At 47.0% G+C, this 13,430-nt stretch carries 13 protein-coding genes; 6 read left to right on the top strand and 7 right to left on the bottom strand.

Annotation, left to right across the window (positions count from 1 at the left end; all coding sequences use genetic code 11):
* Window positions 1-74 precede the first annotated feature (74 nt).
* Entirely contained in the window at window positions 75-1,355 is a 1,281-nt protein-coding gene (locus ACFQRK_RS00860; protein ID WP_379002690.1) for a peptidoglycan DD-metalloendopeptidase family protein, read from the top strand.
* A gap of 137 nt (window positions 1,356-1,492) precedes the next feature.
* On the opposite strand, the gene ACFQRK_RS00855 is transcribed toward ACFQRK_RS00860, so the two are convergent.
* A complete protein-coding gene (locus ACFQRK_RS00855) occupies window positions 1,493-2,989 on the bottom strand; it encodes an MFS transporter (RefSeq protein WP_379002688.1) in 1,497 nt (498 codons plus the stop codon).
* A 135-nt stretch (window positions 2,990-3,124) separates the two neighbouring features.
* Between ACFQRK_RS00855 and ACFQRK_RS00850 the strand changes: the two genes are divergently transcribed.
* The 3 genes from ACFQRK_RS00850 (at window position 3,125) to ACFQRK_RS00840 (ending at window position 5,991) form a co-directional block, all read left to right on the top strand.
* Window positions 3,125-4,081 carry a YihY/virulence factor BrkB family protein gene (locus ACFQRK_RS00850; RefSeq protein ID WP_379002686.1) on the top strand — a complete coding sequence of 319 codons (957 nt, stop codon included), beginning with the start codon at window positions 3,125-3,127 and terminating at the stop codon, window positions 4,079-4,081.
* Window positions 4,082-4,369: 288 nt separating this feature from the next.
* Window positions 4,370-4,882, top strand: a complete 513-nt coding sequence (locus ACFQRK_RS00845; protein WP_379002684.1) for a sigma-70 family RNA polymerase sigma factor — start codon at window positions 4,370-4,372, stop codon at window positions 4,880-4,882.
* A gap of 14 nt (window positions 4,883-4,896) precedes the next feature.
* Complete coding sequence (locus ACFQRK_RS00840) at window positions 4,897-5,991, top strand: AI-2E family transporter (protein ID WP_379002682.1); 1,095 nt, start codon at window positions 4,897-4,899, stop codon at window positions 5,989-5,991.
* Here ACFQRK_RS00840 and ACFQRK_RS00835 read toward each other — a convergent pair whose 3' ends face one another.
* From ACFQRK_RS00835 to ACFQRK_RS00810, 6 genes are all read right to left on the bottom strand, one after another.
* Complete coding sequence (locus ACFQRK_RS00835; RefSeq protein WP_379002679.1) at window positions 5,992-7,002, bottom strand: DNA topoisomerase IB; 1,011 nt, start codon at window positions 7,000-7,002, stop codon at window positions 5,992-5,994.
* 11 nt (window positions 7,003-7,013) lie between these two features.
* Window positions 7,014-7,268: a hypothetical protein gene (locus ACFQRK_RS00830; RefSeq protein WP_379002676.1), complete on the bottom strand. Its 255-nt coding sequence runs from the start codon at window positions 7,266-7,268 to the stop codon at window positions 7,014-7,016.
* A 27-nt stretch (window positions 7,269-7,295) separates the two neighbouring features.
* The gene (locus ACFQRK_RS00825; protein WP_379002673.1) at window positions 7,296-7,670 is read right to left on the bottom strand and encodes a PleD family two-component system response regulator; all 375 of its coding nucleotides are present in this window, start codon (window positions 7,668-7,670) and stop codon (window positions 7,296-7,298) included.
* Between the two features lie 157 nt (window positions 7,671-7,827).
* Entirely contained in the window at window positions 7,828-8,094 is a 267-nt protein-coding gene (locus ACFQRK_RS00820) for a hypothetical protein (protein WP_379002670.1), read from the bottom strand.
* Window positions 8,095-8,172: 78 nt separating this feature from the next.
* Window positions 8,173-11,046: a PVC-type heme-binding CxxCH protein gene (locus ACFQRK_RS00815; RefSeq protein ID WP_379002668.1), complete on the bottom strand. Its 2,874-nt coding sequence runs from the start codon at window positions 11,044-11,046 to the stop codon at window positions 8,173-8,175.
* 49 nt (window positions 11,047-11,095) lie between these two features.
* Window positions 11,096-11,971, bottom strand: a complete 876-nt coding sequence (locus tag ACFQRK_RS00810; protein ID WP_379002666.1) for a sugar phosphate isomerase/epimerase family protein — start codon at window positions 11,969-11,971, stop codon at window positions 11,096-11,098.
* Window positions 11,972-12,213: 242 nt separating this feature from the next.
* On the opposite strand from ACFQRK_RS00810, the gene ACFQRK_RS00805 reads away from it, so the two are divergent.
* Together ACFQRK_RS00805 and ACFQRK_RS00800 are read left to right on the top strand one after the other, a co-directional pair.
* Window positions 12,214-13,128 carry an SDR family oxidoreductase gene (locus ACFQRK_RS00805; protein ID WP_379002664.1) on the top strand — a complete coding sequence of 305 codons (915 nt, stop codon included), beginning with the start codon at window positions 12,214-12,216 and terminating at the stop codon, window positions 13,126-13,128.
* A gap of 30 nt (window positions 13,129-13,158) precedes the next feature.
* The gene (locus ACFQRK_RS00800; protein WP_379002662.1) at window positions 13,159-13,353 is read left to right on the top strand and encodes a hypothetical protein; all 195 of its coding nucleotides are present in this window, start codon (window positions 13,159-13,161) and stop codon (window positions 13,351-13,353) included.
* Window positions 13,354-13,430: the final 77 nt, after the last annotated feature.

Raw genomic sequence — 13,430 nt, 5'->3', positions numbered from 1 at the left:
TTGTTTTTAATGGATACAATCTAACCTGCGAATTGTTACACAAACAAATGAATGACTATCCTTGTCAATAATGTATGATGAACTCCCATTGTACCTTTCGATATACACTTTTGTTGCTCATCGGGCTTTTCGTTGCTTGCAGTGACCAATTCTCCGGCGTACTTTTCAAAAGCCAATCGCCACACGAACGTTACCAAAATCAATTAAGTAACGCGGGACTTGAACGCAGCCTACTGTATCGGCAATGGCTTCAGGCTTCTATGCAGAGCCTGACTGATCCGACGATGGTCACGATTCCGCATCAGGAATTAGCGTATATCGCGCGCGATAAACCCACTGCCATCGGATACGCATTTATGGCAAGGCGGGGCGAACGGCTGCTTATCGATGTATCCGTAAATAGCAAGGATAGCGTCCAGTTATTTATTGACCTTTTTGAAGCCCCGCCGGACACCGCTATTCGCCCAAAGCGCCTGGTTTCTGCAGATACCGCTACAACGATCACTTGGGATGTCAGGCAGGATGGGCAGTATCTGCTACGCATCCAAACGGAACTACTTGCGGAATTGTCGTTCCGGCTTCAACTTACCGCCGAAGCCTCCCTCGCCACTCCCGTAATACCCAGTGCCAGGCAGCACATCGGCAGCATATTTGGTGATGTTCGAGACGGTGGCCGCCGCAAACACGAAGGCATTGATATTTTTGCTGCACGCCATACGCCGGTTGTCGCAGCTACCGATGGCGTCGTGCGCGTGGGTAACAATCGGTTGGGAGGGAAAGTTGTATGGCTCCGCGCGAAAGATCGACCGCTAAACCTGTATTACGCCCACCTGGATAGCCAACTGGTAATCAGCGGACAATCCGTGTCAGGGGGCGACACACTGGGATTCATCGGTAATACCGGAAACGCAAGAACGACTCCGCCGCACTTACATTTCGGCATCTATGGAAGAAACGGAGCTATAGATCCGCTCCCGTTCTTGCGTCCGGGGAAGTCCAAGCCGCCGGCCATTTCAGCCGATACCAGTCGGATTGGCGACACTTTACGATCCACGCAGCCGCTTCTTCCGGATGCTTCGCCACATATCCCCCTGCTGGTAGAGGCCACGTATCGCGACGGTTACCGCGTGGTCCTCCCCGACTCCAGCAAACACTTTGTAGCTCAGAAGCGGGTGAGTCCATTAAGCCGGCTGCGACCCTTACGCCTTACTGATGGACGTTATCTATATGCTCAACCAGATACTACCGCTGCACGCATTACCGAACTGGAGGCAGGCCTGCAAACTCAAATCATTGCCGAATATTTGGACTTTTTACTTGTTGAAGGTCCCGTTCGTGGCTGGGTACGTCGATAATAGGTAGGCAGAAGAAATAAAAACAAAAACTAAAATAGTACTTCGTTGTAGAAGAAATAACGAATATTTAATAAGCTTCACTATGTTTTTTTCGATTTTGTTCGGAGTTATTTTTATCATCGCTGTATTGACGTATGTCATTTACCGTTCGAGGCGGAAGCAGAGGTAGTAGACCGCTTTTTCCTGAGTTTGAAAATGGCTCTTAATTGGTTATTCCAGGTAATGAGGTTGCCGATGATCATGGCGTCCTTCATGTTGCTCTTAATCCTCGTCCGCATAATACGCCTAACTACATCCTTTTCCACTTCACCTGTCTCTTTTACCCGACTTAATAATTCCAGTGCACATAACGCCAGGAATGCACCTATTAGGAACAAGAAATTCCATTGATGCAGTGAAATTAACTTTAAGACCTTATCAAAGCCGGGGCTATCCCACTCAAACCGGATTTCCAACGTTTTGTCCGAAAAGTAGTCGGCCAAGATACCGCCCACCAACGGACCAAGGGCGGAAAAAGTGGAAGTGACAATGTTTTTAACCGAAAGGTATACAATAGCATCTTCCTTCGGAGCAAGTTTTAACCCGATATTGGTAAGCGAAAGATTGATTCCAGCGGTCGAAATTCCGCTGAAGATATGGATGAGCGCCAATAGCCCAAGATTGATATACATCTTGGAATAAATGCCAACAAATGTCCACGCAAGGATGCAAAGAATATACAGCGGTGCGCTAATGGCTATGATACTTTTGTTGCTATACCGGTCGGAAAACACACCCCACATCCGCAGCGTCATGATACTGGATAATTGGCTGATGATCGTCAAAACGATAATATAAGAAAGCGGCAGTCCCATCCCTTGCAACATAAACACGGTAAAAAACGGGGTTGCAATGTTCAACGCAAAAACCCATGCCGAATTAAAGACCAGCAATCGCCGGAAATTTTGGTTTTTCAGCGGCATTTTCAAAAGCGTAAACAACCTCGCATTTGACAGATAAGATTGTGGCTCCGGGGCCCTAGACAGCAAATAAGCACCGGTCACACCGACGACACCTGCTATGATGAAGAAAATAGCAAACGTAGTCAGTTCATACGCGGGATACCGGCTGCGTATAAAATCGAGCAATAAAGCCAGAACGACACTTAGCGCAACATTAAGTGTCTGTGTATATCGACTTCGGCGGGAAAAATATTCGCCCAGCATTTTTTCCGGAATCATGTCTTTCATCCATGAATTCCAGCTTAGCCCCGATACCGAGCTAAAAAGAAAGTGGAATAAAAGAAAAAAAATGAGCATGTCGATAGATCCGCTCCCGCGCAGAAATACCACCGAACCGATAATTGCTAAAGGGATCCGTGCCAATGTAAGGCAGAGAACCGATATTGCCCGCCGGTTCTGATACCTCCTTACCAATACAATCGAGAGCAGTTGAAAGACGTTGGTGATCATCGGTAATGCTGCCAATAACCCAATTTGCAGGTTGTTAGCTCCCAATAACAACGCCATCGCCACCAGGAAAGCTCCACCGGTAAGTGAGGTTACGACTTCGGATGCCAGCCCATCCCAAATCACCATTGTCAACCCCCGCTTCAGATCATTTTCGGTCAATTCGCTTTGAGGTTTCAATGCCATAGGTGCGCATAATGATTCAAATTATCAACAAATCAAAAGGACAACTGTTGGCACAATAATGAAAAACAGAAAAAACTCTGGATTCCCGCTTGCGTTATCAGAGTAAACGTAGCACGGATCAACAAATAAGAGCTTATGAAATCAACAGGATTTATTAAACGCTGGTTTGCGATTCTAAAAAACACATTCACCATTTTCATGGATGTAAAAGGCCTCAAATTCAGTGCATCCTTAGCCTATTATACCGTTTTTTCCCTAGCTCCGCTGTTGGTATTGACCATTTCCCTCGCAGCGCTATTTTTCGGCCAGGAGGCAGCGGAAGGGAGAGTCTTCCATGAAATCAACGGATTAGTAGGCAAGAATGCCGCAGCACAAATCCAGGAAATGCTCAAAAATGTACAACTCAAGGAAGACAATACCTGGGCGCTTATTGTCGGTATCGGCACCCTGCTTCTTGGGGCCACCACCGTATTCGGGGATATGCAACATTCCATAAATAAGATCTGGGAAATCAAACCCAAACCTCAGAGGGGATGGGTGAAACTGATCACCGATCGACTGCTTTCCTCATCACTCGTCCTGTCTTTGGGCTTTTTACTGATCGTCTCGCTGATTGTGAATGGGCTATTGATGATATTCATGGATTATATCAGGAGGCAATTTTCGGATTTAGCAGTCTATTTATCACTTACTATAGAAACCCTTACCAACTTTATCGTCATTAGCGCATTGTTTGGGGTTATCTTTAAATTTTTGCCTGATGTGCGCATCCAATGGAAAGACGTAAAAGCAGGTGCATTTTTTACCGCTATACTATTTATGATCGGTCGCTTCCTGATTGGCTTCTATATACAAACTACCGGACCTGAATCTACTTATGGCGCCGCGGCTTCCATCATTGTATTACTTTTATGGGTGTATTACACCGCGGCGATCCTTTATATCGGCGCTTCATTTACGCGGGCGTACGCCGAGTATCATGGGTCTCGCATTGCCCCGGCAGAATTTGCAGTACATGTAGAAGAACGCGAAACCGAATTACAGGTCAGCCATGTCCCACCGCCGAAGGGAACCGAAAATGTAAAAAAGTGATAACAAAAACCAACGTAACATGCCTAAATTCATCTTAAAGGCCGATTTCTTATCGAGACATCAGAGCCCTGCTCTATTTTTTAAAATAATTCAAACAAAAATGAAGGTGCTTTTGTTTACCTAATCACAAACAAGCTAGCTATCGAACAACGCTACTAAACGACAATCCGTCATTTGCCGGATACGATGGAGCAACCATCGAATACTTGGGTGTGTCCACCCGGCGTACACATGGCTCGAGATGGCAACGGGGATGAATATAATACGTAACGATAAATGCTATAGATTATGAATAAGATCGAATTCAACACGAAAGTAGTACAAGAAGTAGGTTCCCTGAACAGCTATGCATTTTATTTTACACGCGACGAAGAAAACGCTAACGACCTGGTACAGGACACTGTCCTGAAAGCGTTTTCTTACTATAACAAGTTTAAAGAAGGCACCAACCTGCAAGCCTGGCTCTATACCATACTTAAAAACACATTTATAAATTACTACCGGCGGAAAGTCAAGACCAATGCAATCATCCTAAAATCTGACACAATTTCCTCCTCCGACCTGTTTAAAAGTTCACTGCGTAATGGCGCAGAGGGCAAATTCATCATGGAGGATATTGAATCGGCACTTGCCAAATTGGCTGAAGAATATTATTATCCTTTTTCTATGTATTATGAAGGATATAAATATCACGAAATTGCTGACTACTTCCAAATACCCATCGGTACGGTTAAAACACGGATTCACGTTGCCCGACAACAATTAAAAAAGAAGCTCAAACCTTATGCAACCGGCAAATAAGCGCGCTACCATGTATGCAAGCTAAGATCACGCGTATTGCGAATATCGTAATCATCACCACGTTATCAGTAGCCGCGCTTTATTTTGCAGCTCCCCTCCTCATTCCGATAGTCCTTGCAGCCTTGCTGGCAATGTTATTGGTTACCGTCAGTAACCGGTTGGAAAAAATGGGAATCGGTCGTGCATTGGCTTCGCTCATTCCGATCTTATTGTTTGTTTGCACGATCGTTTTACTGGGTTTGATCCTTTCATGGCAGATCAATCGTCTTGCTGAAGACTTTGCGGAGACAAGGGCGGTAATAACGGCAAGGATCGATTCCGTCCGCGAATGGATAAGCGACACTTTCGGAATCCATCTGGATGTGCAGAAAAAAATGCTGCAAGAGCAGGAAAAAGAAGCATCCACCTGGGCAGGCTCTTTATTTTTCAGTTTTATAAATGCGGTCAGCAGCTTGGCTATCAACGCGGTGTTGGTCATCATCTATACCTATTTGCTGATATTCTATCGGTCTCACCTGAAAACATTTATACTGCACATTGTTCCCAAGGATAAAAAGCAGCAGGCGGATACCATTATCCATAAATCGGTAACCATCTCGGGCCGCTATCTCATCGGACTTTTTAACATGGTCGCTGTCTTATGGGTGATGTACAGCATAGGTTTTACGCTGGTGGGATTGGAAGGGGCCATATTCTTTGCCATTATCTGTGGGATTTTGGAAATCGTACCCTTCTTTGGAAATTTCGTTGGTAACCTGATTGCTATTTTTTCCGTGTTGGCACAAGGAGGAGATGGACGCATGGTGCTTGGTATCTTATTCGTTTATCTCACCGTTCAGTTTTTGCAAACGTATATTCTCGAACCACTTGTTGTCGGACAACAGGTAAACATTAATCCCTTGTTTACCATTATGGCGCTGGTAGCTGGTGAGTTGTTATGGGGAATCGCCGGTATGGCGTTGGCAATTCCGGTAATAGGCATTGTAAAAATCATTTGTGACCATATTCCTGCACTTCAGCCTTGGGGAGTCCTATTAGGGCCTGCGAAAACCAAAAAGGACAAAACTTCTCTCCTCAGGGTTTTTGGAAAAAGACACCGATCAAAGTAATCAGATTTCTACCGTTACACAACGCAAGAAAGTCAATAATTGTGTCTCTGCGGCCTTAGTCGTGACCTGGCCCCGTCCGGCCCGGCTTTTCCGCAAATAAGGAAGTAATGAGCCGTCCTCATAACCACTGACTAGCTTATCCGGCACATAGTATTGCTTGCAAACCGTGCGTGTGTTGCCCAAACGTTGAGATACCGTATCTAAAACCGACAGGATATTGGCTTTACAATCCTTCTCGCCTGCATAGTCTACACACGCTGCAAACAGTCGGAGTGCCCAAAGCCCTGCGTACCAGGTACGGTAGTCCTTCGAAGAAAATTCCGGCCCTGTGTGGTACTGAATATAACTATTGATATCATTGGCACGAAGCCTTGTAATTTGGTTTTCATCGTTGACGTACTGAAATAAATAAGGCCGGGGAAAACTTGATAACGTTAAGAGCTGCCCGACTAGGTATTTTCGGTTAATCGTAATTTTCTGTTTAACCCCCTTTTTTCCGACGAATTGAAAGGTAGCAGTTGTTCCGGACAGTATCAAATGTTTTTTTTTCAAGGTAGTTAAGCCATGGCTACCATATCTACGGCGATATTGTTCGTTACCGACCCGCATTAGCGTCTCTTCCATAACTTTCAACGCCAAAGCGGTCACCTTGGTCTTATCGAAGTCATTACGACGCAAATCTTTTGCAATTTGCTTTCTAAAAGCGGGTAAGACGGTCCCGAATGCGACCATACGCTCCAACTTCTTCCGTTGCTTTTCGGCGGTCCATTCAGGGTGGTAAAGGTATTGTTTCCGGCCATACTCATCCACTCCCGTGGCCTGTAGATGGCCGCGCCTACTAGGGCTGATCCACACGCTTTTCCAAGCAGGAGGGATAACCAAGGCCCGGAAGCGTTCAAGCTTACGAACGTCCGTAATCCGCTCGCCTTTATCGTCCAGAAAGCAAAATCCCCTACCGCGCTTTATACGTCGATAGCCGGGTACAACGTCTGGCAGATACCTGAGTTTCACCACGCCCCTGTTTAGTGTTCGCCGTGGTGGTCGTCTTCTACTTGGCTTTGAATACGGCTGAAAAGCAAAGCCATTTTCAAATTTTCAAGCATTCTACAACCCATGATATCGTTAGCGTTTTCCTCGTTGCCGTGATTACCCTGCTCCTTATCGTCTCCTTGATAAAATGTTGGCAAAAGTGCCATCTCCCGGTTTAACTTCATACTTTTCACTCGCAAATAAATTTGTTTTTCAATTTTCTCCTGAACCTGCTTTTTCCTCAGCATCGCCACGTTAATCGCTATTGCGCCCGATCACATCGCGGGGTCATGTTTTGGATAATAATCGTTCACGGCGTCAATGACATCGTAGATTTCAAACGGCTTTCGGATATATGCATTGGCTCCGCAATGTTGCGCGATGTCATCGATCTCACGAACCGCCGAGATCATAATGATTGGAATATTCGCGGTCTCTTCATTGGAACGAAGTTCCCGGCACAGATTACTGCCCCAGCACCAGCTCAACCCTTCATCCATCAAAATCAGTCCGATATCGTTATTTTTCAAATATTTGTACATCGATTTTCCGCTATCGGTAATTACCTCATACTCCTCATATTGCATGATTTCCGCAACAATATCTGCCATATCAGGATCGTCCTCAATGTATAGAATCTTCTTTTTCATCAAGTATTTAAGCGTCTGGTTAATTACTTAAACTTATCTGCGCCCTGATAAATGTGTGATGAGCGACCGGATAACTGCAAATTAATAGTCGACCGAATATAAAAGCTTAGTCAAATTTAAGAGGACTACAAACCATTCCGGCAAATGTTTGATTTTTTTATTTTTTTTGGCTGTTAGTGCTTTGGGTAGTTGTATCCTTCAGCAATCGATTACCGCCACCAGGTTTTGAGTCGCCCTGCTCACTCCCCGTTCCTTCTGGCACGGTATTGAGTTGTTCATCCTGTGGGTCCACACCCGCTTCATAATTCTTCTGTTGTTTTTTATTTTTTAGATCACGACGTGGATGGATCAAGCCGTCTCCCTTTTTGTCAGACAATTGATCGCTGTTAGCCGAAACCTGCGCGCTCTCTTTTTTTATTGCCATCGTTCTACGTAATTGAATGTACCTTTGCCTATAGTACAATTTAGGTACTTAAAAGTTTCGTAAATCGTGATCAAAAGTTCATTCGAGCCCTTTTTTATCCGATGACAAATACGCACTGATGTCGGCTGCGTCCTGTGCGGTTAAGGGTATAAAGCGGGGAGATGGCATAATGCTGGTATTCAGATGCCGTTTTTCAGCCACGGCCGATGCCTCGATGACATATTGCTTCCCGTAAGTATCCATGACAGTTACCACCGGTCCGTCTGACAACAGCAGGCCGTAAAGAGCCGCACCGTTCTTTAATAAAACCAAATACGGCTCCGAACCGAACGCCACCGCCACGTCGGGATGGATTATACCATCGAGTATCGCCTTCCGGTCGAATCGGGTCTGGATGTTAGTTAGATCAGGTCCTATCTCCTGCCCAACCGTACCGACCTTGTGACATACAATGCAATTGGCAATGAATAAGCTCTTTCCTTTATCAGGATCGGGGCGCAGTTCCGCTACTTGCTCAATTGAAAACGATACCGTGTCGCCAACATCGAAATAGTGGGCTGCCAAGGCCTTAAAATTGCGGTCGCTATCCTCCAGCATCTGCTCGGTCAGCTCTTTTTTCAACGAGTCCGAAACTAACCCGGCAGCGGCAAGATCTATCAAATAAAGTTTGCCCGTTTTGCTCTTTACCAGCTGCCGGGCCGCCTCCCTTTTATCGTGATCTCCCAAATTGTCGTCTTTCATCTGTCGATAAAAAGCAAGTGCCTCGGGTTGCGCAGCGAGCAGTTTCTGTGAAGCCGATTGCCAGTCCTGGAGATAAGGTTTCCAATCGTTGGTCTTTCGGAACTGCAACCACCACAGTGCTGAACCGGCGACTTCTTGGTTGGCTGCGCCGAGCAACTCACGCATGGACATAGCTGCTTCACGGGTGGGAACAAAACCGAGTGCTACCACGGCCTTGTTCCGGTCGGCTAAATTGAGCTTTTCACTTAATGCCCGTTGTTTCAGTGCAGATACCGCTTCATCGGGATGCAGTTCCCACACGACCGCCGCGAGAGCCTTTGACCAGTTCTCTGGCTCCGGATTACCGGCATGGCTCATTAATGCAGCATAGGCCTCTCGTTCTTTACCTTTCAGCGCAATACCCAATGCACTTAAGTAGGCGCGGTCCTCACCGTCGAAGTCATCGATAAGCGTCAATAGTATGGAGCCACTCTCGTCAAAGGGCACATCCCGAAGCATAAGGGCAACCTCCCTCCGTACGGCAGAAGAGGCGTCGCCCGCCATCTTTTCCGCATACATAAGTAAATTCCCCTTGTCTGCCTGTTTTAGCGCCCGCAATGCGGTCAACCGAATCTGGGGGTCTTTGTGCGCTAACATTTCAACGGTTTTGCGGAGGCCTTCCTGGCCAAGTTGTGCTAATAGCCAAATGGCTCGGGCCTGGTGATATGGATTTTTGTTTTCCAGTAGTTTTGTTAGTTCAGGCAGGATTTGCGGCCCCTGGGCTCTCAACCGTTCGAATCCTTGATTCCGTACATTGACGGCCGGACTCAAAAAGGCTTCGATCTGACCGGAAGTCTCACGCAGATCGATCCGCGGTGCAATTAACTTTTTCCCTTTAGGTGCGATGCGATAAATGCGTCCAAATCCGATGGAATCAATCATCTGATGCCCACCTACAATCGGGTCATACCAGTCCGCCACATAGATCGCCCCATCCGTTCCGATCGCAACATCACTTGGCCGAAACCACTTTTCGGTGTTTTCATCGACATCGTTCCACCGATAAAATTCGTTGTCGACGCCGGTGGAAGTAATGAAGGGGCGACCTGATGATAGGTCAAATCCGGCACCCTCAGGTTTAAAAGGATATCCAAAAATTGCGTTTCTTCCAGCATCGGCACTGAGCAGCATACCGCGGTAAGCTTCTCCGAGCGCATCGCTTTCATTGACCACGATTCCTGTGGGCGCACCGGGTCCGTAAATTTTGCCTACAGGCATTACACCGGGATCTTCCTGATGCCAATGAGCAGTCTGTATGGTTTGATCGGGCCTTCTCTCCGCACGCCATGTCCGTATGCCCGTCTCACTGAAAAAACCGGCATTGCCGCCCTCCATAACCCAACTGGTTCGGCAGGCATCTACTTCATCATCGTTGTCACTTTGCCACATGTTACCATATGAATCCACGGCTACCTCATACGAATTTCGGAAGTTGTGGCCCAGCACCTCCATGCCCGTGCCATCCGGATTTATCCTGAACACCAGTCCGCCGGTCCAAATGTGACCATCGTCGCTTCGTTGCGCTGGAGTGTTTTCCTTGTTGTATGGTGATCCGCCGGTATATACGCTTCCGGCGCGAAGTGTCCACCCATTTTTATCGGCGACCAAATGGGGACCTGCATTGCCCACGATAAAATACCATTTTCCGTCGGGCCCGGCTACGCCGGTATGCAGGCCGTGATCGTGGTCGAGCCCACCGAAACCGGTAAGGAATACCTCTTTACGGTCGGGCTTATCGTCTCCATCGTCATCGGTATAAACAATTACCGAGGGTGAGCATGATATGATCACCTTATTTCCGATAACCGATATCCCCAATGGCGATGTGATATCCTTATCTTGGATAAACACCTTTGAACTGTCAGCGATGCCGTCCCCGTCCGTATCCTCCAGGATAAGTACGCGGTCTCCGGCAGGATGCGAAAGATGTTTGGTTGAATCGTTGTTAAAATTTCGGTAATTTACCGCCTCGGTCACCCATATTCTGCCTCGGATATCCACGTCGATGTTCGTTGGATTAAAGAACATCGGAGATTCAGCCCAGACCGTCGCTTCCAGATCGTCCGGAACAAATAGTTTGGGCTTGATCGGCACCTCATTTTCCGAACGGCAAGCGGCCCAGATCCAAGTTAAAGAAATTCCCAAAAGGCAGATATAGGTGTTTTTTATCATCGTTCAATTGGGTTGCTTGATGGTATAATTAGTTGTCATGATGTTATCGTTAACTAAATATCGAGCGGATGTACCGCGTATTCGCCAAATAGGCCTCTTTTACATCCATCCCGGAAGGCACGCCGCCCTCAAGAATTACCCACCCTTTATACCTTATTTCGTCGAGCGTATTACGTACTTTCCGAAAATCGATCTTGCCCTGTCCAAGTAACGCGCCATTTTCCTTTGCATGAACTTCACAGACATATTCGCTACCCAGTATCCGCAGCTCTTGGTAAATATCGTATCCCATTTCTGTGGCATTTGCCACATCGTAGTATACGCGTACGTGGGTTGAGCCAACTTTGCCAACGATGGCGAGCAAGTCGGCAGCACTTAGCCACGATTCGATACCAAGTATGATATCTTCTTTCTCTGCAATCGGGGCGACTTTCTTTAGCCGACGGATTACCTCAGCTATGCCCGTCTCATCTCCTCGGAGGTCACCCTTGCCAAAAAAGGCGAGCAGCACAACCCGGCACCCCATTGCCTTCGCGACTTGGATACTGTCGCGTACCCATTCTTCGGTCTCTGGTTCGGATTTATACGGAACGTTGTTTAATTCACCTATGGCTAGACTGGATATTTCAACCCCATAAGTAGCGACGGCTTTCCGAAAGGTGCGCTGGACATCTTTACGCCGTAAATGCAGCCCATTCTGGACGGTTCCCAAACTTACTTGCAGCCCATCCAGTCCCAACGTTTTGGCCAATGCGAATGCATTGACATCACTTTGCTTGCCAATTGACCAGTCACATGCTCCGATGCGATATCCGCGTATATTTTGGCTTGTAAATGCCCAGGAACGCCTGATAGTGCCCAAACTCGCCAGTAAAGCAACTCCTTTTAAAATGGTTCTTCTGGTGTAGGTATTGCTGTTGCTCATTCTTCTCGTATCGTGGTTTCCGACCGGCGGTCGTATTCAATTTGTTTACTCAATTGGTTTACTACATTCAAATATACTAAGGCTGCATCTCTTTTTACTATTTTTTTAATCGATTGACAAATATTTCGTTTTATCCGCCTAGCGTTGTGTCGCACGCACGGCCACCGAAAACAGCACAAAAATGAAACCATCCATCCACTGGATTGTTAGCCTGAGAAATGAAACAATAAATAGGTAAAACGATGACGACAGATCAAACAGCTAATAAAAGCGGACAGCCTGGAGACGATCCGACCAGCAAATACCCAAAACCACCTTTTCCCCGGAAGCCACAAGAAGTACCAGGTACTGAGGGAGCAATGGATCCGAAAGCAGACCACGGCGAACAATCTTACCGTGGTAAAAATAGGCTGACGGATAAGGTAGCGGTTATAACCGGTGGCGACTCAGGTATCGGCAAGGCGGTTGCCATCGCATTCGCCCGGGAAGGGGCAGATGTTATCATCAGTTATCTTGATGACACGGAAGACCGGGATGCACAAGATACTGTGAGATACATTGAGGAAGCGGGACGAAAAGCCCTATCGATAAAAGGAGACATCAGTTCGGAAACGCACTGCCAAAAGATTATCGAAACAGCCGTAAAGGAGTTCGGCAGAATCGACATCCTGATAAATAATGCAGCGTATCAAATGTCGCGTGAATCATTACAGGATATTCCAGCGTGGGAGTGGGAGAAAACATTTGCAGTCAATATACACAGCATGTTTTATCTTTGCAAGGCCGCAGAACCGCATATGCCCCCGGGCTCCAGCATCATCAACACCACCTCGGTAAACGCCTATGAGCCCAATCCCACGCTCTTACCCTATGCGGCAACCAAAGCGGCAATCCAAAACTTTACCGCCAATCTCAGTCAGATTTTACTGGAACAGGGCAAGGGCATCCGCGTCAATGCAGTGGCGCCGGGTCCCATATGGACGCCGCTGATTCCATCAACGATACCCGACCATGAGCACTTTGGCGAGAATACGCCTTTTGAGCGGCCAGGACAGCCTGTAGAAGTAGCTCCCGCGTATGTTTTTCTTGCCTCGGACGAAGCTAACTACATTTCGGGTGCCACGCTTCCGGTTACAGGCGGACGCCTTACCATATAAACTCGTTTTGTTCACATAATTCAATCGTACATGAAAACGCTAAAATTGGTATTCGCTTGTGGTTTATTAATCGGCATTTCGTCGTGTGGCAATCCCGGCCAAGAGCGAGATTCGGATGGGGCAGATTCTATATTTTCCGATTCTGTTGCCTCCGACACGGCAACATGGGGTGGTGATACTACTCCTACGACGACCGACTCACTAGGCAGTCCTTCGCTTCCCTGACGGAAAAATAATCCCAAGCGTCGCCCTTCGGGCCGGGAGACATGTCATTTCTGCAATGCATTTCGCATTTCGCTCGT

This window comes from Parapedobacter sp. GCM10030251, assembly GCF_042666505.1.
In the GTDB taxonomy this organism is placed as follows: domain Bacteria; phylum Bacteroidota; class Bacteroidia; order Sphingobacteriales; family Sphingobacteriaceae; genus Parapedobacter.
Note: the sequence above shows the minus strand (reverse complement) of the source record. Positions and strands in the feature narration are given on the sequence as shown.

Bases quoted from the DNA above. Each gene is read 5' to 3' on its own strand.
- ACFQRK_RS00860 (WP_379002690.1), top strand. From the start codon at position 75: ATGATGAACTCCCATTGTACCTTTCGATATACACTTTTGTTGCTCATC.
- ACFQRK_RS00855 (WP_379002688.1), bottom strand. From the start codon at position 2,989: ATGGCATTGAAACCTCAAAGCGAATTGACCGAAAATGATCTGAAGCGG.
- ACFQRK_RS00850 (WP_379002686.1), top strand. From the start codon at position 3,125: ATGAAATCAACAGGATTTATTAAACGCTGGTTTGCGATTCTAAAAAAC.
- ACFQRK_RS00845 (WP_379002684.1), top strand. From the start codon at position 4,370: ATGAATAAGATCGAATTCAACACGAAAGTAGTACAAGAAGTAGGTTCC.
- ACFQRK_RS00840 (WP_379002682.1), top strand. From the start codon at position 4,897: ATGCAAGCTAAGATCACGCGTATTGCGAATATCGTAATCATCACCACG.
- ACFQRK_RS00830 (WP_379002676.1), bottom strand. From the start codon at position 7,268: ATGCTGAGGAAAAAGCAGGTTCAGGAGAAAATTGAAAAACAAATTTAT.
- ACFQRK_RS00825 (WP_379002673.1), bottom strand. From the start codon at position 7,670: ATGAAAAAGAAGATTCTATACATTGAGGACGATCCTGATATGGCAGAT.
- ACFQRK_RS00820 (WP_379002670.1), bottom strand. From the start codon at position 8,094: ATGGCAATAAAAAAAGAGAGCGCGCAGGTTTCGGCTAACAGCGATCAA.
- ACFQRK_RS00815 (WP_379002668.1), bottom strand. From the start codon at position 11,046: ATGATAAAAAACACCTATATCTGCCTTTTGGGAATTTCTTTAACTTGG.
- ACFQRK_RS00810 (WP_379002666.1), bottom strand. From the start codon at position 11,971: ATGAGCAACAGCAATACCTACACCAGAAGAACCATTTTAAAAGGAGTT.
- ACFQRK_RS00805 (WP_379002664.1), top strand. From the start codon at position 12,214: ATGACGACAGATCAAACAGCTAATAAAAGCGGACAGCCTGGAGACGAT.
- ACFQRK_RS00800 (WP_379002662.1), top strand. From the start codon at position 13,159: ATGAAAACGCTAAAATTGGTATTCGCTTGTGGTTTATTAATCGGCATT.